General features: G+C 69.7%; 12 protein-coding genes. 9 read left to right on the top strand and 3 right to left on the bottom strand.

The window, feature by feature from the left end; translation table 11 throughout:
• The first annotated feature begins 138 nt into the window (after positions 1-138).
• Positions 139-687 (top strand): PH domain-containing protein, encoded by a 549-nt coding sequence (locus tag NF556_RS11015; RefSeq protein ID WP_252590989.1) that lies wholly within the window; start codon positions 139-141, stop codon positions 685-687.
• Positions 688-719: 32 nt separating this feature from the next.
• Here NF556_RS11015 and NF556_RS11010 read toward each other — a convergent pair whose 3' ends face one another.
• Positions 720-1,664, bottom strand: a complete 945-nt coding sequence (locus tag NF556_RS11010) for a 5'-3' exonuclease (RefSeq protein WP_252595779.1) — start codon at positions 1,662-1,664, stop codon at positions 720-722.
• Between the two features lie 57 nt (positions 1,665-1,721).
• On the opposite strand from NF556_RS11010, the gene NF556_RS11005 reads away from it, so the two are divergent.
• The 3 genes from NF556_RS11005 (at position 1,722) to NF556_RS10995 (ending at position 13,040) form a co-directional block, all read left to right on the top strand.
• A complete protein-coding gene (locus NF556_RS11005; RefSeq protein ID WP_252590988.1) occupies positions 1,722-2,177 on the top strand; it encodes an Lrp/AsnC family transcriptional regulator in 456 nt (151 codons plus the stop codon).
• Positions 2,178-2,230: 53 nt separating this feature from the next.
• The gene (locus NF556_RS11000; protein WP_252590987.1) at positions 2,231-3,052 is read left to right on the top strand and encodes a hypothetical protein; all 822 of its coding nucleotides are present in this window, start codon (positions 2,231-2,233) and stop codon (positions 3,050-3,052) included.
• Between the two features lie 220 nt (positions 3,053-3,272).
• Complete coding sequence (locus NF556_RS10995; RefSeq protein WP_252590986.1) at positions 3,273-13,040, top strand: carboxypeptidase regulatory-like domain-containing protein; 9,768 nt, start codon at positions 3,273-3,275, stop codon at positions 13,038-13,040.
• An 80-nt stretch (positions 13,041-13,120) separates the two neighbouring features.
• Here NF556_RS10995 and ybaK read toward each other — a convergent pair whose 3' ends face one another.
• Both ybaK and NF556_RS10985 read right to left on the bottom strand, forming a co-directional pair.
• On the bottom strand, positions 13,121-13,609 hold the full coding sequence (gene ybaK, locus NF556_RS10990) for a Cys-tRNA(Pro) deacylase (RefSeq protein WP_425607036.1): 489 nt from the start codon (positions 13,607-13,609) through the stop codon (positions 13,121-13,123).
• An 11-nt stretch (positions 13,610-13,620) separates the two neighbouring features.
• Complete coding sequence (locus NF556_RS10985; protein WP_252590985.1) at positions 13,621-15,075, bottom strand: KamA family radical SAM protein; 1,455 nt, start codon at positions 15,073-15,075, stop codon at positions 13,621-13,623.
• An 82-nt stretch (positions 15,076-15,157) separates the two neighbouring features.
• Here NF556_RS10985 and kdd point away from each other — a divergent pair, with 82 nt between their 5' ends.
• The 5 genes from kdd to kal are packed head-to-tail and all read left to right on the top strand — an operon-like array spanning position 15,158 to position 20,602.
• A complete protein-coding gene (gene kdd, locus NF556_RS10980) occupies positions 15,158-16,243 on the top strand; it encodes an L-erythro-3,5-diaminohexanoate dehydrogenase (RefSeq protein ID WP_252590984.1) in 1,086 nt (361 codons plus the stop codon).
• Positions 16,240-17,835, top strand: coding sequence for an amidohydrolase (locus tag NF556_RS10975; protein ID WP_252590983.1), 1,596 nt, complete (start codon positions 16,240-16,242; stop codon positions 17,833-17,835). The genes kdd and NF556_RS10975 overlap by 4 nt, the downstream gene beginning before the upstream one ends.
• Positions 17,836-19,425: a lysine 5,6-aminomutase subunit alpha gene (gene kamD, locus NF556_RS10970; RefSeq protein WP_252590982.1), complete on the top strand. Its 1,590-nt coding sequence runs from the start codon at positions 17,836-17,838 to the stop codon at positions 19,423-19,425.
• Complete coding sequence (kamE, locus tag NF556_RS10965; RefSeq protein WP_252590981.1) at positions 19,422-20,213, top strand: lysine 5,6-aminomutase subunit beta; 792 nt, start codon at positions 19,422-19,424, stop codon at positions 20,211-20,213. The genes kamD and kamE overlap by 4 nt, the downstream gene beginning before the upstream one ends.
• Positions 20,210-20,602 carry a 3-aminobutyryl-CoA ammonia lyase gene (kal, locus tag NF556_RS10960; protein ID WP_252590980.1) on the top strand — a complete coding sequence of 131 codons (393 nt, stop codon included), beginning with the start codon at positions 20,210-20,212 and terminating at the stop codon, positions 20,600-20,602. Before kamE ends, kal begins: the two co-directional genes overlap by 4 nt.
• The last annotated feature ends 167 nt before the right edge of the window (positions 20,603-20,769 follow it).

Here is a 20,769-nt window from a genome sequence, read left to right as displayed (position 1 = left end):
ACGACCGCTGACAACGACGACGTAAGAGTCGAACTACTCATGGTGATTGATCCAGATCTCGCCCTGCATGGACGGACTTGCTATGAACCGCTGGTCTCAACTCACCTTGACACGCAGGGAGGTGGCAAGATCTGCCCCATGGGACTCAAGGACAGTCAGCTGGCCAACGGCGAAGAGATCGTGCTCAGCATCCGCACGCACTGGAAGGCACTGGCCGAGCCGATCGCGCTGGCGATCTTCCTGCTGGCCGTGGTGTGGGCCGGATGGTGGTTCACCCGGGACCTGTCCTACGGCACCTGGATCACCCTCGCCCTGGGGGTTCTGGCCGTGGGCATCGCCCTGTTCTTCGTGGTGATCCCGATCCTGCGCTGGTCCACTGAGCGCTACACCATCACGACCCGGCGCATCAGTCACCGCACAGGCATCCTGACGAAGGTTGGCCGGGACATCCCACTGCACCGCGTGAACGACATCGGCATCGAGAAGGGCCTGCTCGACCGGATCCTCGGCTGTGGCACCCTGACCGTCTCCGATGCCACCGACAAGGCCGGCATGGACCTGCACGACGTCCCGGGCGTTGAGGCCGTGCACGTGCAGTTGCAGAACCTGCTGTATTCCCGTGACGACGGCTCCGACGATGGTGAGTGGCCGCCCAACGAGCCCCCGCGCAGCCGCGGTCGCGCCTGAGCCTGGCGCGCAGCCGCTCCGGAGGCTGTCGCTCAGCCCAGTTTCAACGCCTGGAGGAGTCGGGTGATTGGCCCCGAGATGCCGTAGGTCTCCACGATCTGCTGCAGCGTGCCCGGATCTGCCAGCTCCCGAGGCAGAGACAGCGGCCGGTCCTGCAGCGCGGCGTCTCGAGCGACCAGCACCACGCCGGGGGCGACATCGAGGTAGGCCTCCGCCGCCTCGAGATTCTTGCGCCGGGCGCCCTTGATGGCCGGGTCACCGTCCGCGACCGCCTGACGCACCCCCGCCAGCGAGCCATAGGTGGCGATCAACGCCGCCGCCGTCTTCTCCCCGATGCCGACCACCCCGGGCAGCCCGTCGCTGGTGTCTCCGCGCATGATCGACATGTCGGCATACGCCGGCCCGGACGCCACGGCATACCGCTCTTGCAGCGCCGCCTGGTCGATGATCTCGGCGTCCCGCACCCCGGCCTTGGCGGTGTAGGCGACGGTGATGTCGTGCTCGTCGTCCACCAACTGGAAGAGGTCCCGGTCACCGGTCACGACCGTCACCGGCATCACGCCGGTGTGCCGGTGGGTCAGGGTCCCGATGACGTCGTCGGCCTCGAAACCGGGGGAGCCCAGCACCGGGATCCCGAAGGCTTCCAGGGCCGCCCGGATCACCGGCACCTGCACCTGCAGGTCGTCCGGCACCTCCTCCTGGTCCGGCGATCCCTCGACCAGCCGGTGAGCCTTGTAGGACGGGATGGCCTCGGTGCGGAAGGCCGGGCGCCAGTCGTCGTCCCAGCAGGCGACCAGGTGCGTGGGGGCAAACCGGTTGATCAGGGTGGCCGTCATGTCGAGCAGCCCGCGCACCGCGTTGGTCGGTGTGCCATCCGGGGCAGGTGCAGAGTCCTTGACCCCGAAGAACGCCCGGAAATAGAGACTGGCGGTGTCGAGCAGCACAAGGCGCTGGTCAGTGCTCGTCGGGCTGCTCATCGGGCTGCTCATGGGGGCGCTCGTCGGGGTGCTCATGGATCACTAGGCTATGTCCTCATGGAGACCGTGGACCGACAGATCGTCGCGCACCTTGCCGCCGAGGGGCGGATGAGCTTCGCGGAGCTGGGTCGAGCCGTGGGTCTGTCCACCTCAGCAGTGCACCAACGCGTCAAGCGTCTCGAGGAGCGGGGAGTGATCACCGGCTATCGCGCGGAGATCGACTTCGAGAAGGTCGGCCTGCCACTCACCGCACTGATCTCCCTCTCACCGTTTGACCCGGCCGCCCCGGACGACATCCCCGAACGCCTCGAGCACCTGCCCCAGATCGACTCCTGCTGGTCGGTTGCCGGCACGGAGAGCTATGTGATCCAGGTGCGTCTGGGCAAGCCGTCCGACCTGGAGCAGATGATCGCCGACATCAGGGCCGCGGCCAACTGCGCCACCAGCACCACGGTCGTCTTGTCGACGCCGTGGGAGGGACACCCGGTCGAGCTGCCGGCGGCCGAGGACTAGTGAGCGACGTCGTCAAGGTCCTCCTGTGGACATTGCTCGCAGGGGGAGTGGCCATGGCCATTGCCGTCGGGTATGGGCTCTTCCAACTCAGCCAGATCTATCCTGACGCGGACGAGGGGAAAGCCATCGGCGAGGAGATTGCGAGCGAGCTGGTCGCTGACCATCCCGCGTTTGTGGTGGAGTCCGACGCCGAGGCCAGCTTTGCGGAGGTGAACATCAGCATCACGCAGGACGGCGGAGAGCTGACGGAGCCGGAGTTGTCTGCGATGCTGCCCACGCTGCGGGACTTGGTGGCCGAGCACGCCGACTCTCGTTGGGACATTGACAGCACCATCGAGGGCCGCTGGCGGACCTCACAGGTGACCATCACAGGCAGCGACGCCGACCGCTGGCCTGAGCTGGCGCCTGCTCTGGAGCTGGGGCAAAGTGACCGTGCCGTGGTCTCCGTGCATCTCAACTCGAACCGGGCCGTGCTCAACCGCGACCTGGACACCGAGCGACTCTGTGGCGCGGGCACGGATCCGCGCGACTTCTACACCGACTCCATCGAGGAGGCCGCTGACATCCTCACTGAGGTGGGGTGGACCGATCCAGAGGCACCCGTGCTCGTCTATCTCGGCAGCGGATGCGAGGGACCGCTGCGGGTCTCGCTCGACCTGTCCGGGCCGGACCGTCTCGAGCGGATGGAAGACCTGCAGACCCTGGTCACCTCACTCCCCGCGGAGGAGGTGCTCGTCGGTGCCACCGTCCGGGAATCGGGTGAGTTGCAGCTCGCGCTGGAGCAGGACGTTTCGGACGACCTCGCCCAGTCCCTGGTGGACGCCTGGCCCCACGGTGACGTGTGGATCAATGGCGAGAGCGTCGCCGGCTCCTGACCAGGGCACTGCACGATCGTGCGCTCCAGCGGTGACCACGCCCCCTGCAGGCTGGATGCCGCGCGCGGCCAGCCAGATCTCAGGTCGATCACAGTGTCGTGAACTCCGAGTCTGGTCTTGGTCAAGACCGATTGGTAACCCTCACTCAGTGGCTAACGTGTCGCTCGGCCGCTCTGGCGGTCCCCTGGCCCCCTTGATGTGAACACACCGGAGTGTCCCCGTGTCCTTGCACGCGTCGGCAGCCGTTCGAGCTGCGCTGAGCCTCACCCTTGCCCTCGTTCTCGCGGTCGTCGGCCTCACGCCGGCGAGTGCGACGCCGACCCAGACGCCACGAGGGGCAGACGCTGCGTTGCAGGTGGGCCTGACCCTGGGCGCCGAACACGACGGACCGGATGAGGCCCCGGCCGCACAGGCCGGAACCGCACAGACCACACAGGCAGGAGCCACGCAAGCCGCATCCGGCGACCCCGCAACGCCCTCCTCAACTGACCGATCCGATCAGCAGCTCGAGGCGCTCACGAACCCGGTGACCGTCGAGGACAACCTGGCCGCGCCAGACGAGGGGAGCGAGCCGGAGTCTGCACTCCCAGCGGCCGTCCTGGATGCGCTTGACGACGACGAGCAGGTCTCGGTGATCGTGCACCTCTCCGAGCAGGCGGACCTGGACGAGGTCCGGTTGGCAGCTGACCTGGCCGGGATGAGGGCCGAGGCAACCTCCTCGGTGGACTCGGTTTCGGACCTGCATGCAGCGGCCAAGGACGCCCGGACCGCAACCGTGGTGCGGGAGCTCAAGGCTGCGGCGACCACACCGGCCCACGACCGGGTCGAGGACATCCTGGCCGACGCCGAGACGCAGGGGCACGCCTCGGCCGTGCAGGACTTCTGGATCATCAACGGCTTCTCGGCCACTGTCGACCGGGAGACCGCGACCGAGCTCGCCGAGCATCCAGACGTCGACCGGGTCGAGCTGGACGGCGAGGTCAGGGCGCCGGAGCCCACCTCCTCCCCGCTGCTCCCCACCTGGGGACTGGACACGATCAAGGCCCCGCGCACCTGGGGCGCCTACGACCACCGCGGTGAGGGCGTCGTCGTGGCGGTGCTCGACACGGGTGTCGACGGTGGGCACCCGGCACTGGCCCCGTCCTATCGGGGCGCCGATGGCGACCACTCCGACAGCTGGTATGTCCCGACCGGGGAGAACTACCCGACGCCGCATGACGGCCAGGGGCACGGCACCCACGTCACCGGCACCATCACCGGAGGGACTCCGGGCGAGGTCACGGGCGTGGCCCCCGAGGCCGAGTGGATCGGCGTCAAGATCTTCGACGACCACGGCCTCACGACCGACAGCACGATCCTGGACGGTGCCCAGTGGGTGTTGGCGCCCGGCGGCGACCCGAGCAAGGCCCCTGACGTGGTGAACAACTCCTGGGGCGCCTCCGACCCGAACCGCACGACCTATTGGGACTCGGTCGAGGCCTGGCGGGCCGCCGGCATCTTCCCGGTCTTTGCCAACGGCAACGACGGCCCGCAGAGCGGCACCGTCGGCTCACCCGGCTCCTTCCCGATGTCGTTCGGCGTCGGGGCGACCGACGTCAACGACCAGATCGCTGCCTTCTCCAGCCGCGGCCCCGTGACCTGGGACGGCGAGGAGATCATCAAACCCGACGTGTCCGCCCCCGGTGGCCAGATCTTCTCCACCTGGCCGCGCAACCTCGGCCAGGACTACAACACGATCTCCGGCACCTCGATGGCCGCACCCCACGTCAGCGGCGCCGTGGCCCTGCTGCTGTCGGCCAGTCCGGACCTGACCATCGACCAGATCTGGGAGACCCTCGAGGGCACCGCCCGCGTCGAGGACCACATGGGCGAGGTCCCCAACAACAACTATGGCCACGGCATCATCGACACTTACGCGGCCACCTCCGTCGTGGCCCACTCCGGTCGGCTGACCGGCACCGTCACCGGGCCCGAGGGCCCGCTGGAGGCCACGGTGAGCGTGGACGGCGGCGACTTCGAGGTCGTCAGCGACCCGGCGACGGGCTCGTATGCCGTGACCGTGCCCACCGGCGGAGCCGAGGTGAGCGTCAGCGCCTTCGGCTATCTCACCGAGACGTTCACGATCGAGGTGGGCGTCGGCGAGGTCGCTCAGCGCGAGGTGTCCCTGGAGGAGGCCCCGTCCTCGACCATCACCGGCGTCGTGACAGCCGACGGCACCCCGGCAGCCGGCGCTGTGGTGAGTCTGGGCGCCGACGGCACACCTGTCGCTGAGGCCGTCACCGGCCCGGAGGGGGCCTACACCCTGGCCGTCCCGCACGGCACCTACCAGCTGCGTGCCTCCCTGGCGGGTTTCCTGCCGCATGCCCAGGACCTCAGCATCGACGGTGACCTCGACCTCGACATCGACCTGGCGCCCCTGACCACCCCCGCCCTCGACGGGTGGAGCCAGGCCCAGAACGGTCCAGCGCGCCTCGGTCTGACCCGCGACAGCGTGACACCCTCCACCTTCGCGGAGTCCTGGTCGGTCGACCTGGACGGGGATGCCTTCTTCAGCTCGCCCGTCGTGTCCAACGGACGGCTGTTCCTGGCCACCACGACCGGAGCCGACAGCTTCCTCACGGCCCTGGACAGCACCACCGGTGAGCGGTTGTGGACCCACCGCGGCGGGCGCAACCTGCGGGTCACCCCGGCGATCACCGACGATGCCGTCATCACCTCCGACGGCGGCAACAACGCGATTCTGGCGCTCGACCCTGCCACGGGTGCCCAGTTGTGGAGCTACTCCACGGGGGAGGAGTCAACGGTCTACGCCAGCCCAGCGGTCCTCGACGGCGTCGCCTATGTCGCGACCGGCCTGGGCCTGGACAACGGCGGCTTCGTCCACGCCATCGACATCACCACCGGTGAGGGTCTCTGGCGCTCCGAGGTCGGCCCCCAGGTCCTCTTCGGACCGGCCGTGTCCGACGGCGTGGTCGTGGCCGCGAGCTATCAGACCGGCGTGGTCCGGGCGTTTGAGGCGACCACCGGCGAGCAGCTGTGGGAGTTTGCCCACCCCACTCACTCGATCCTGGCCTCTCCGGCCATCGCCGACGGGGTCGCCTACCTCGGCACGGGAGCCGCGACCAACGGCTCCCTGCTCGCCCTCGACCTGGAGACGGGAGCCGTGATCTGGGAGGCGAGCGAGCACGGGGGTGCCCAGGGCAGCACGCCAGCCATCTATCACGACACCGTCATCGCCGGGTCGCACGGCAAGGGCTTCGTGCGGGCCTATGACCGCGCCACCGGGGAGGTGCGGTGGACGCACAGCACCCGGTATGCCGTGTCCTCACCCCAGTCGGTCTCCTCCGACGGCGTGGTGCTGGGTGGGTCGCAGAGCGGCATCGCGTTCGCTCTGGACGCGACCACCGGGTCAGTCCTGTGGGAGGAACAGCTCTCCGCGGGAATCCTGTCGGCACCGGCCGTCGTCGACGGCACGGCCTATCTGGTCGACCAGAGCGGCACCGTGTCGGCACAGACCTCCTCGGGCACCGTCAGCGGCAGTGTGACCGGACCCGATGGGCCGGTCTCTGCCCACGTCGAGGTCGTCGAGACCGGTGAACTGACTGAGACGGACGCTGACGGCGCCTATGTCCTCGCGCACCGCCCCGGTGAGTGGACGGTGCGCACGAGTGCCTACGGCTTTGCCGCACAGGAGGAGTCCGTGCTCGTGGTCGGGGGACAAGACGTCCCCCTGGACGTCGAGCTGGTCCCGGTGGGGACCGGCAGCCTGGCCGGCACCGTCACCGCCGGTGACGATCCGGTCACCGCGGCCACCATCACCGTCGTTGACCCTGTTGGCGAGGCGGTGGTCCCCACGGCCGAGACCGACGACACCGGCGCCTATGCGGTCGCTGAGGTCGCTGCCGGTGACTACACCGTCCTGGTGGACGCCGAGGGCTATGCCCCGTTCAGCGCGGACGTGACGATCGTCGAGGGGGAGGCGAGCGTGCTCGACGCCTCCCTGCAGCGCTATGACGTGGCCGTCGTGGCCGACCACGAGGGCGCGGTCAGCCGCCTGCTGACCGGTCGAGACTGGCTGGTTGACGAGGTCGGCTACGACGACATCGCCGGCACCGTCGCCCACTATTCCGCCGTTGCCCTGGTGGGCACACCGCAGGACCCGGCCACCGAGGAGACGCTCACCGCGCTGGTCGCGGAGGCGGACGAGGCCGGAGTGCCCCTGGTGGCTCTGGACCAGAACGGCGCCACGAGTGGCTCGGTCGGGCAGCTGCTCGCCGTGACTGACTCGGGCACCCTCGGTGAGGAGCACAAGTGGCGGGGCACGACGTGGTTGCAGGACGTCGTGGACCACCCGGCGACCCAGTCGCTGTCGACGGACGGCCCGACCGACCTGCTCAATCCGGTCGACGCGGCCTGGGTGGACGACTTCACCGGCACCACGCTGGCCACCGTGGGCACCTACTCCGGTGGTGTCCGGGGCACGGGCGTGGGCTATCTCGCCCGCAGCCTGGGCCACGCCCACGTGGTCCTGCCACTGCATGCCCCCACCGCTGACATCAGCCCGGACCTGAACTGGCAGCCCGCCATGACCGACCTGCTCGACGACACCCTGACCTGGGCCGTCTCCGCGGAGTTCGGCGAGGTCACCGGAGCAATCACTGACGCGGCCGGCGACCCGGTCGAGGTCGACGTCCAGGTCATCGACGGGCCGAGCGTCCCCGCCACCAGCGCGGGCTATCGCCTGCTCCTGGAGCCCGGGAGCTACACGCTGCGCATCAGCGCCCCCGGCTGGGTCACCCAGGAACAGCAGGTGACGATCAGCGGCGGTGCCAGTCAGGTCCTCGACTGGTCCCTGGTCGCGGGCGAGTCCGGCACGGTGACGGGCACGGTCTCCGACCAGTCTGGCGCCCCGCTGGCCGGAGCCACGGTGAACGTGAACGACACGGACCTCTCGACCACGTCCGCCGAGGACGGCACGTTCACCATCGCCGACGTCCCGGCCGGCACCTGGACCCTGGGAGCTGCCGCCGACGGTCACACGCCCGAGACCATCCCCGACATCGACGTCGAGGCGGGATCGAGCACCACGGTCGACATCATCCTGCGAGCAGCTCCCTCGGTCGCCGTGATCGGCGACAACGACGGCGCGCTGGCCGGGTGGCTCACCGAGCAGGGCGTGCCCGCAGTCTCGACGGACTGGGCGGTCACTGAGGACCTCTCCGCGGTCGACGTCGTCATCCTGGCCCACCCGAGCGACCCCGGCGAGGAAGCCTTCCTGGCGCACCTGGCAGCCTTCGACGAGGCCGGTGTCGGGGTGATCGCCTCCGGCGGCATCAACGCCTACACCATCGGTGGGGCCTACCTGTTCCAGGAACACCTGGGTGAGCCCGGACAGATCCAGGCGGTCGGTGGTGGTGGCCAGAACATCATGATGACGGGCGCAACGCCGCACCCGGCTTTCGCCGGCCTCCCCTCCGAGCTGCCCTGGCAGGTCACCTACGCCGGTGAGTCGGCCGGCTTTGGCGACCACGCCGGCATCCCCATCGCGACGATGACCGCCGACGAGCAGGACCAGCGTGGACCCGCCGCGATCTACTACCCCCAGGTCAACGGGAGCGTGCGCGTCATGGCCGGCGGGCTGGGCGCGAGCTTCCGCAACATCCCGGGGGAGACCTGGACCCCCGAGGCGGAGGACTATTACCTCAACCTGGTCCGGTGGGCCGCGGCACCGTCGCTGGGCACCCTCGAGGGCCAGGTGACCGGCCCCGGAGGGTTCGCCCTGCCCGAGGCGACCGTCACCCTTCCCGAGATCGGGTTCACCCTCACGGCCGACGCCGAGGGTGAGGTGAGCCAGACCCTGCACACCGGGACCTACCAGGTGACCTACTCCGCCTTTGGGTTCGAGGAGGCCACGGGCACGGTCACGATCACCGAAGGCGGCGTCGGCGACGTCTCGATCGAGCTCGCCCCCGATGGTGTCGGCACCGTGAGCGGGACCATCAGCAGCGCCGGATCCGTCGGCACCGGGACCACTGCCGAGACCGCTGCAGAGACCCCGACCGAGACCGATGGCGTTGCCCTGGAGGGAGCAATCGTCAGCCTGATCGGGACGCCGCGCACCACCACGACAGCGGCCGACGGCACCTTCGAGCTGCCCTTCGTGGCGCCCGGTGAGCACCAGGTGGAGATCACCGACGGCACCGAGCACGTGCGCCGACTGGTCGACATCACGGTGGCAGCTGGCGCGACCACGACCGTGGACCGCACCCTGCGGGTCTCTCCACTGGTGGGAGTCCTCGACGACTACAGCGCACCCGGCCGGGAGCCCTCGGTGCGCACCTTCCTGAACGCGTGGGGCTATCGCGTGAGCGACGTCACCTGGTCCGACCCCACCGTCCTGTCCGAGATTGATCTGTTGGTCGCCAACGGTGCGACCTTCGGCGAGGTGCCCAGCGCGGCGGAGTTCGCGGCCTTCGACGATGCGTTGAACCGCAATGACGTCTCCACCTTGTGGTTGGGCACCCAGTTCGGGCGCGGCACCATCCAGTACCTCAACCAGTTCACCGGCGACCCCGAGCAGGAGGGCGACGGAGCCGACGCTGGCATCGTCAACGCCCAGGTCGCGGAGGGTCAGAGCGACCACCCGCTGCTGGCGGGCATCGACCTGACGGACGGGGCCTTCCCGCTGGTGCAGGCCGATGACTCCTACCAGTGGTTCAGCGGCTACAGCGGCACGACCATCGCATCGCTGAGCACGCAGGCCGACGGGATGCTCGGTGAGACCATCGCGGTCAAGGGACGCACCACCGGTGCCGTCGACGTGTTGCTCTCGACCCTCGCCAGCAGCCTCAACGGTGCGCTGTCCACCCCGGACCGCCCCAGCACGGCGTTCACACCAGAGGCCGAGCAGCTCTTCCTCAATGCCCTCGACTACGGCCTGGACACCGAGGGCGTGGGCGGTGAGGTCCGCGGCGTGGTCACCGCCGACGGGGTCACGGTGCCCAGCACGATCACGGTCGAGGAGACCGGCCGCACCTACACCGGTCGGGACGGGGACGGCAGCTTCGTCGTGCCGCTGGACCCCGGCACCTGGACCCTGCAGGTGGCCGCCTACGGCTATCTGCCACAGACGCACGAGGTCAGCGTCTCGGCGGGGGAGAGCGTCCAACTCGACATCACGCTGACCGCAGACGCCGGCGGCGTCGTCACCGGCACCATCACCGACCCGGCGGGAGCGCCGTTGGCCGACGTCACCGCGACAGTCGGCGGACGGACAGCCGTCACCGACGCGAACGGGCACTACACCCTGCCGACCGTGCCCGTCGGCACGCACACCATCAGCTACACCGCCGACGGGCTGCGCACCGAGACCCGTCAGGTGAGTCTGGAGGACGGGCAGAGCGTCACCGTCGATGTCACGATGTCCGCCGCCGCGCAGCTGGCGCTGATCGGCGACCGCAACACCGACATGGGCACCCTGCTGCAGGACGCGGCCTACCAGGTCGACTCGTTTGCCTATGCCGCCATCGCGGACGTGACGCCCGTCGTCGGTGACTATGACGCGATCGTGGTCAACGGCTTCGGCACCAAGCCCGGACAGGAGGACTTCCAGGCCTTCCTGGACGCCGCCGAGGCGGCCGAGGTCTCGGTGGTCCTCACCGGGCAGTACTCCTCAGGAGCGATCCGACACCTGTCGGACTACACCGGCGACCCCACGGCATACGCCCGGGGCAGCACCCCTGACCTGCTGAACTATCGGGTGACCACGGCGCACCCCATCTTTGCGGGCTTCGAGGTGGGTGACCTGGTCCCGATCCAGACCCGCCCGGACGCCAACGCGACCTACCAGTTCTTCGAGGGCTACTCCGGTGTCACGCTCGCGACCCTGACCAGCGGCGACGGCGCCACCGAGTTCGGTGACGGTCTGGCCTACCGGTTCACCAGCCCGGGGAGCGTGCAGCTGCTGCTGGGCAGCCTGGCCGCCAGTTCCTACGGCACCCCGGCCGACCCGAACCGTTGGACGCCCCAGGCCACCACCGTGCTGGTCAACGGGATCGACTGGGCGATCGACGCGAGCCAGTCCGTGGTGACCGGCACGGTCACCGCCGATGGGGAGCCGGTCGCTGGGGCCACGGTCGTGGCGGTCGAGGCCGGGACGACCGCCACGACCACCGTGGAGGGGACCTACCGTCTCGGGGTTCCGGAGGGAACGCACACGGTCGAGGCCACCCTGCCGGGCTATGGCACGGCGTCCGGCACGGTGACCGTGGGAGACGGCGAGACCGCCACGCTCGATCTCACGATGGTCAAGGAGCCACGCGGCACGGCGGCGGTCACCGTCGTGGACGCCGCGACCGGTGATCCCGTGGCGGGTGCACAGGTCGCCGTGGGCGACACCACGATCGAGACCGCTGACAACGGCGTCGCCGTGGTGGCTGACCTGTTGCCGGGCACGCACGATGTCACGGTCAGTCGCTCGGGCTATCTCGACGGCATGACCGAGGTGACCGTCGTCGCCGGCGAGGAGGCCGCGGTGACCGTCGAGCTGGTGGCCAACGACGTGCTGGTCCTGGGAGACACCGAGGACGAGACGTTGACGGACTTCCTGGTCGAGCACGGCGTCGCGGCGTCGGCCGACACCTGGTCGGACGCCACCCTGGACGGCCAGCGCGCCGTGGTGATCAACGGTGGTGACCCGACCGAGACGCAGTTCGACGACCTCGTCGCTGCTGCGGGCGAGCAGGACGTCGACCTCGTCGTGCTCGGCACCCACTCCATGGCCGGAGGGGGCGGGACCGCCCTGCTGGAGGAGTTTGGTGACGACCTGGGCTATCAGGTGGGCACGGAGGGTTATGGCGACGGTCCCGTGAGCCTGACCACCACGGCCCCGGAGCACCCGCTCTTCGCGGGGCTGTCGGATCCCGGACAGGTGCTGGCCGACGGTGGCTACTACGCGCTCCTGGACACCCATCCTGGTGAGGTCCTGGCCGAGATCGCCGTCGACGGTGCCGATGGCCCGACCGCCTCCGGGCCGGGCGTCACGGTCGCGTTCCAGGGCACCACCGATGTGCACCTGGTGCTGTCCTTCCTTGCCGTCTCGCCGTTCCAGGGGCCGGACCTCGGCTGGACCGAGGATGCGGAGACGCTGCTCCTCAACGCCCTGGACTGGGTGGACGACGCGCAGCTGGCCCCGCCGGTCCCGCCCAGCCTGACCACTGAGGAGGCGCTGGTTGCCACCGCGGAGGTGGAGGTCTCGGGCGTCGCGCCCGACGCGGACGCGGTGACGCTCACGGTGGACGACACCGAGGTCGGCTCGGTCACGCCGGACGCGGACGGTGCCTTCGCGGCGACGATCCCGCTCACCGAGGGTCCGAACGAGGTGGTGGCCCTGGCGACCAACGCTGCGGGCAGCACCCCCTCGGAGCCGCTCGTGGTCACGCTGGACACCACCGCCCCCGAGCTCACCTGGTCACCCGAGGACGGCAGCCACGTCCTGGAGACCGAGCTGGTGGTGACCGGCAGCACGACCGACCTGTATGCCGATCCGGTCAGTGTCCAGGTCAACGGCACCGAGGTGTCGGTCACCGAGGACGGGAACTTCGAGGCACCCGTCACCCTGGTCGAGGGGGACAACACGCTGACCGTGACGGCCACCGATGCCCTCGGCAACACGGTGACCCAGGAGCGGACCGTCCACTCGCACGCCCTGGACGTCGCCGTCAGCGTGACGGGCAAGGGCGCCGTCCTGCCGGTCAGCGTCACGGTCACCGACGCCGACGGTGCGCCGCACCAGGCCGAGGGCGCCACCGTGACCGCCCTGCAGGACGGTGAGGTGCTGACCGGACCGGACGCGCTCCGCTGGGCCGGAGGGCAGTTTAAGGGCGTGATCCGTGGCCTGCCCCGCGGGATCGGCGAGGTGCAGCTCGTGGTGACCCTGACCCTCGACGGTCAGGAGGTCAGTGCCGCGCCGGTGACGATCCAGCGCTAGCCAGCCCACGGCATACGGCGGCCCCTGCCCGGTGAACTGGCAGGGGCCGCTGCGTGTGCCATCGCTGCATGTGTCAACGGTCAGCGGGAGATCGCGGCGAGCGTCCCTCGGGTGAGTCGCACGAGGTCCTCGGGAGACAGCTCGAGGTCGAAGCCGCGCTTGCCCCCGGAGACGAAGACCGTGGCGAACGCCGACGCGGTGGCGTCGAGCACGGTGGGCAGGGCCTTCTTCTGTCCCAGCGGGCTGATGCCCCCGACCACATAACCGGTCGTGCGCTCGGCGACCCTCGGGTCGGCCATGACGGCCCTCTTGGCCCCCAGCGCCGACGCGATCGCCTTGAGGTCCAGCTGCCGGTCCACGGGCACGATGCCGACACCCAGGCCGGAGTCCACCGACACCAACAGGGTCTTGAAGACCTGCTCGGGATCCACGCCGAGGGCCTGCGCGGCCTCAAGGCCAAACGACTCAGCCGCAGGGTCGTGCTCGTAGGTGTGCGGGGTGAAGGCGACCCCGGCACGCTCCAGCATCACCGTGGCCGGCGTGCCACCACTGCCCCTGGACTTGCCCACGATCCTCCAGATTAGTCGAGCTGCGCCACCGAGGTCGCCCGGGAGGCCTGCGCTGCTGCGGTGGCCGCCTCGTGGGTGCCAGCGGCGTCGCTGTGCTGACGCCACCAGGCCTGTCCCTCGGTGGACAGGGTGTAGATCGGGTCGTAGTAGACATACTCGGCGCTGGTGACGTCGACGTCCTCGGACTCGATCGAGGTGCGGTAGTTCTTGCGCCAGTAGGAGATGCCGCGCTCGGTGTCGTAGGAGTCGACCTGGTGCACCCACCGCTTGCCGACGAACGGGACGTCGCAGACGATGCGGGGGGTGGCAAAGCCGGGCAGATAGCCCATGATCGAGTGCTGCAGGTCCTGGGCCTCGGCCAGCGAGGTGCGCCAGTGCTCGGCGAACGGGATCATGTCGCACATGTAGAAGTAGTAGGGCGTGATCGAGGCACCGTCGGCCAGCGCGAAGCACAGGTCGAGCAGGTCCTCGCTCGTGGCGTTGACGCCGCGCATCAGCACGCCCTGGTTGCGCACGTCGCGGATGCCCGCGTCGAGCATCGCCTTCGTGGCATCGGCGACCAACGGCGTGACCGACTGCGCGGCGTTGACGTGGGTGTGGATGGCCAGACCGACCCCGCGGCTGCGAGCCTTGGCGGACACCCGGGCCACGCCCTCGACGGTGTCGTCGGCCAACCAGTGCTGGGGCAGACCCATCAGTGCCTTGCTGGCCAGGCGGATGTCGCGGATGTTCTCGACATCGAGCACCCGGTCGATGAAGGACTCGAGGTTCTTCCACGGCATGTTGGCCACGTCACCGCCGGAGACGACAACATCCCGGACGGTGGGCGTGCGCTTGAGATAGTCGATGATCGCCTCGTGGCGGTCCATCGGCTTGCCGGCCAGCTTGAGCTTGGTGACCTGGGGCGTGGAGTTGCCCACCAGGTCCATGCGGGTGCAGTGACCGCAGTATTGCGGACAGGTCGGGAGCAGCTCGGCCAGCACCTTGGTCGGATAGCGGTGGGTCAGCCCCTCGGCCACCCACATGTCGTGCTCGTGCAGCGAGTCGCGCTGGGAGTTGGGGTGCGAGGGCCAGTCGGCGCGCCGGTCGGAGAAGACCGGCAGCATGTAGTGGCGCACCGGGTCGGCATAGAACGCGGCGGTGAACGCCTCACCGGCCGCAGGCATCGTGCCATCGGCCCAGGTCATCTCCGAGACCATCGTGTTGATCATCTGCGGCGGCAGCAGCATCGACATCGTCGCCCGCTCGGCCTGGTCGCGCTCCAGGTCGGCATAGAACGCATCGGTGAGCAGGTCGCCCATCAGCTCGCGCATCTGCTTGATGTTCTTGATGCAGTGGGCCCGCTGCCACTGCACGCTGGCCCACTCCTCCGCAGTGACGTCACGCCACCCGGGGAAGCGCGTCCAGTCCGGCTCCACCAACTCTCGCTGCTGGTAACGGTAGGGCTGCTCGATCAGACTGCTCATACATGGCATGCTACGGATATCTTGCGGTGAATGCGAGCATCCACCGGATGATGTCCCGAAAATGTTGCCAAACGGAGGACGAATGACAGCCACCAGTCCCGTCGGACTGCATCGTGTCCTGGAGCCGACCGGCGACGCGCTGAGCCTGCCGCAGGCCGCCCGGCGCCTCGACGCCAGCCCCGAGATCGGCGCCGATGAGGTGCGCATCGATGTCGACGTGCTCAATCTGGACGCCGCCTCCTATCGCCAGCTCGCCGAGAAGCACACGAGCGGGGGAGCGGTGGACGGCGCGGCCGTGCGGGCCGAGGTGCTCGACATCATCGCCACGCGCGGCAAGATGCAGAACCCGGTCACCGGATCGGGAGGCATGCTCATCGGGCGTGTCGCGCAGGTCGGACCGGACAGCCCGTTGGGCCTGAGCGTCGGGGACGACGTCGCCACCCTCGTGTCACTGTCACTGACCCCGCTGCAGATCACCGACGGCCTGGAGCGCTGGGACGGGCTGGGGGAGCGGGTCCCGGCGCGGGGCCACGCCATCCTGTTCGGTCGCTCCATCGCAGCGGTCCTCCCCGAGGACCTCGAGCCCGAGCTCGCCCTGATGGTGATGGACGTGTGTGGCGCACCCGCGCTGGTCTCCCGCGTCATCGCCGACCACCGCGAGCGCACCGGCGAGGCGCCGGTGGTGGCGGTCCTCGGTGGTGCCGGCAAGTCGGGCTCGCTGTCCCTGGCCGCGGCCGGTGTCGCGGGCGCGTCCCGGCGGATCGCGGTCGTGCCCTTCCAGCGCGAGGCGGACCTGCTCGAGGGCAGCGGCCTGGCCGATGTCGTGGCGATCGCCGATGCCCGCTCCCCGTTGGGTCTGCTCGGTGCCGTCGAGGAGGCCGGGGGACCGGCCGACGTGACCGTGGTCTGCGTCGACGTCCCGGGGTGTGAGCAGCCGGCGATCCTGGCGACGGCCCAGGGCGGCACCGTCATCTTCTTTTCGATGGCCACCAACTTCGCCGCCGCGGCCCTCGGGGCCGAGGGTCTGGCGGCCGATGTGCGGATGCTGGTCGGCAACGGTTACGTGCCCGGGCACGCGGAGCTGGCTCTGGACCTGCTGCGGACCACGCCCGGCGTGCGGGCACTGTTCGAGTCCCGCCTCGCGGGGGAGCAGACTAGGGCCTTGTGAGCACACAGCCAGACCCCGAGGTCACCGACGTCCCCACGATCCTGCTGCGCGGCGGGCGCCTGCACGGCCACGACGGCGCGCAGGCCCTGCTGTCCCGCAACGGCACGATCGCCTGGGTCGGGGACGACGGCGCAGCGCAGGCGCACGAGGACAGCGCCGACCGCATCGTCGATCTGGACGGTGCCCTGGTCACGGCGGCCTTCAGCGACGCGCACGTGCACCTGACGATGACCGGCCAGGGGCTGGACGGCATCGACCTGTCCAAGACCCGGTCGGTGGGCGAGGCCCTGCGACTGGTCGAGTCCGCCGCCCGCCACCTGCGCGGACGGCCGGTCTATGCCCACTCCTGGGACGAGACCAAGTGGGTCGAGGGCCGCCCCGTCACGGCCCGGGAGCTGGACAGGGCGACCTACGGCGGCGTGGTCTACATGCCCCGCGTCGACGCCCACTCGGCGAGCGTGTCCTCGGCGATGGCCGCCGTCGCGCGCGTGCACGGGATGGACGGCTGGGACGGCACAGGGGTGGTCACCCGTGACGCCTTCGCGGCCGTCACCAATGCCTTCACCTCGGCGATGACCGACGCCGACCGCGAGCACTATCTCGATCTGGCCCTGCGCGCGGCCGCAGAGCGGGGCATCGGGCTGGTCCATGAGACCGGCGCCGATCACCTCACCTCGTTTGCGGACGTGCGCCACGTGCTGGAGGCCGGGCAGCGTCCGGCCCGCACCGCGACAGTGGCCTACTGGGGTCAGCTGGTCACCGACCAGGCCCAGGCCGCAGACCTCGGACAGTTCCTCGGCGTCGCTGGCCTGGCCGGCGACCTGTGCGCGGACGGCTCCTTCGGGTCCCGGACCGCCCATGTGCTGGAGCCCTACCTGGACGAGCCCGGCCACGGCTTTGGTTATCTGAGCGCCGAGGAGATCGCGGAGCATGTCATCGCGTGCACCCGCGCGGGGCTGCAGGCCGGTGGCCACGTGATCGGCGACGCCGCCCTGCACACGATGGCCGAGGGCTTCCGCCAGGCTGCCGAGGTGGTGGGCCGGGAGGCGATGGTCGCCGCACGGCACCGCTGGGAGCACGTGGAGCTGCCCGACGCTGAGGTGCTCGCCACCATGGCTGACCTCGGGATCTGGGCCAGTGTGCAGCCCGCGTTCGACGGCCTGTGGGGAGGCACGGAGGACATGTATGCCGCACGGCTGGGGGAGGACCGCGCCCTCGCCACCGTCCCCCTGCGCTCCATGGTGGACGCGGGCGTCCGGCTCGCCCTGGGATCGGACAGTCCGGTCACCCGGATGGACCCCTGGCAGGCCGTGCAGTATGCCGTGTGGCACCACAACCCGGACCAGCGGCTGAGCGTCACCGAGGCTGTGCAGGCCCACACGGTGGGCGGCTATGACTTGGCCGCTCGCCCCGGCGGCTCCCTGGTGGTCGGTGGCCCCGCCTCCTATGTCATCTGGGACACCCCCGACGGCGAGCTTCCGGTCACCACGGACGGACTGCCGGACCTGGGCGCCGAGCCCGACCTCCCCCTTCCTGTCGCGCGGCTGACCGTCGTCGACGGGCACATCACGTTCGATCGAGAAGGAGTCTGAGTGAGCACCCCCAAGGTCCTGGAACTGGACCGCGCAGGCATCCGCAGGGCCCGCTCCCACGCGGCCCGACTGGGCAAGCCCGTCGTGGCGATGGCCACCTCGCACACGACGGTTTCGGTCGAGCGCGCAACGTTGCGCCTGGCCGGGTTGTCCGGCGCCGACCACGAGCGGGTGCCGTGGGTCAACCACCTGGTCGATGCGGTCCGCGACCAGGTGGGCATCGAGCACGGGGTGACCACACCGGTGTGGGACGCGCTGCGCCGTGACGAGGCACCGGATCTGCTGACCCTGGCGCAGAAAGCCTCCGCCGGGGCGGTGACCTTCCAGATCCCCGAGCAGAAGGGGGAGGCAACCCGCGCCCGACGGGCCGCGATGGCCGCGGTGCGCCCCGGCATACGGCGCATTGATCGCCAACGGGCCGCCAGGGACAAGCAGATCGCCAGGCTGGGCGACCCCAAGCAGCGGCCGTGGATCTATCTGATCGTGGCCACCGGCGACATCTACGAGGACATCCCGCAGGCCCAGGCCGCCGCGCGTGAGGGCGCCGACATCATCGCCGTCATCCGCTCCACCGGGCAGTCGCTGCTGGACTACGTGCCCGAAGGGGCGACCCGCGAGGGCTTCGCCGGCACCTATGCCACCCAGGAGAACTTCCGGCTGATGCGTGCGGCGCTGGACGAGGTCGGCAAGGAGCTGGGCCGCTACATCCGGCTGGTCAACTACGCCTCCGGGCTGTGCATGCCCGAGATCGCCACCCTGGCCGGGCTCGAGCGGCTCGACATGATGCTCAACGACTCGATGTACGGCATCCTGTTCCGCGACATCAACCCCATCCGCACCTTCGTTGACCAGCGGTTCTCCCGGCAGATCCACGCCCGGGCCGGGATCATCATCAACACGGGCGAGGACAACTACCTCACCACCGCTGACGCCGTCGACGCCGCCCACACCGTCACGGTCTCCCAGCTGATGAACGAGTATTTCGGCAAGGAAGCGGGGCTGGAGGACTGGCAGCTGGGGCTCGGGCACGCCTTTGAGATCAACCCGGACCTGCCCGACAGCTTCCGGATGGAGCTCGCCCACGCCCTGCTGGCACGGCACCTGTTCCCGAACGCGCCGCTGAAGTGGATGCCGCCGACCAAGCACATGACCGGTGACATCTTCAAGGGCTATCTGCTGGACGGCTTCTTCAACCTCGCGGGGGCGATGACCGGCCAGTCCATCCTGCTGGTCGGGATGATGACCGAGGCGGTCGTGACGCCGTTCCTGTCCGACCGCGACCTGGCGCTGCAGAACGTGCGTTACGTCCTGAACTCCGCCGGTGGGCTCGTCGAGGACTTCCACCCGCCGCGCGACGGCTTCATCCAGACCCGGGCACGGCACGTGCTGGGCGAGGCGATCGCGCTGATGGATGAGATGTCGACCCGTCCGCCGACCCGCGGCTGGTCCCCGCTGTTGGAGGCGATCGCCGACGGCACCTTCGGGCACATGAAGCGCCCCGCCGACCAGGGCAAGGGCCTGGAGGGTGTGGCGCGCAAGGCCGACGACTATGACAACCCGGCCACGACACTGCTGGAGGAGGGCAAGTGAGCAGCACAGAGCAGGGGTCGGTGATCCGGCCCTACGGCGACATGACCGGCGACGGGATGATCCAGGTCTCCTTCACGTTGCCGATCCCGCACGACAAGCGGGCCGAGGGTGCTGCGCTGCAGCTGGCGGCCAAGATGGGGATGTCACCGGCGCTGCTGGTGCACGCCAAGGCGATGGGCGACAGCCACACCTTCTTCGTCGTCTATGGCAGCGTGAGCCACCTGGTCGAGCTGGACAAGGTCGAGGTCATCGAGCGCGACTTCCCGCTCCTGTCGGCCAAGGAGATCAACACCACCATCAAGAAGACGCTGCGGCGGCCGTTGGTCGTGGTCGGTGCCTGCATCGGCACCGACGCGCACACCGTCGGCATCGACGCCATCCTCAACATCAAGGGCTTCGCGGGGGAGAAGGGGCTGGAGTACTACTCCGAGGTCAAGGTCGTCAACCTCGGTGCCCAGGTGTTGGTCCCCGAGCTCGTCGAGCGTGCTCGCGAGGAGCAGGCCGACGCGGTGCTGGTCAGCCAGGTCGTCACGCAGCGCGACGCCCACATCCACAACACCACCGCCATGTCCGCTGCCTTCCGCGAGGCCTATCCGGCCGGCACCGTGCCGCTGCTGATCGCCGGGGGTCCCCGGTTTGAGGAGGGCAGCTCCGCCGTGCTCGGGGTCGACCGGATCTTCGGCAAGGGCACCACCCCCTCGGAGGTCGCCTCCTATCTCGTCCACGCCGTCGCCCAGCGCGCTGGCGACGCCACCACCCGTCCCACAGCCCCTCAGGAGCAGCAGTGACCGCCTCAGTCGGCGACAGCGTCGTCCACTCCCGTTATGTCCCGTTCAGCCACGCGCACTACGCCGGCAACCTGGTCGACGGCGCCTACAGCCTCGGGCTGTTCGGCGACGTCGCCACCGAGCTGTGCATCCGCACGGACGGGGACGAGGGGCTGTTTGCGTCCTACTCCGACGTCCAGTTCCTCGCCCCGGTCCGCGCCGGTGACTGCCTGGAGATCGCGGCCACGCTGGTCCGGGTCGGCTCCCGCAGCCGCGAGATGGAGTTTGAGGTCCGCGTCACCGCGCGCGGCGACGCGGAGCGCGGGGGATCGGCCGCTGACGTGCTCGACCCTCCGGTCGTGGCCACCACGGCCCGCGGCGTCGTCGTCGTGCCACCCGCCGGCGGCTAACGCACGGCGGCGCGCCGGTGAAGACCAGATGACTGACCGCTCACCGGCGTGTCGTCGGCGACACGCCGGGGGAGGCCTGCCGTTCGTCGATGAAATTGACTTGACGGCGGTGCCGATGACCTGCGATAACGCACAAACCTGCAGGTCAGCGCCCGTTTGACAGAGCG

The sequence above is a fragment of the Ornithinimicrobium faecis genome, assembly GCF_023923225.1.
Classification (GTDB): Bacteria; Actinomycetota; Actinomycetes; order Actinomycetales; family Dermatophilaceae; genus Ornithinicoccus; species Ornithinicoccus faecis.
The sequence above is the reverse complement of the archived record's forward strand: the minus strand, read 5'-3'. Positions and strand labels throughout refer to the sequence as shown.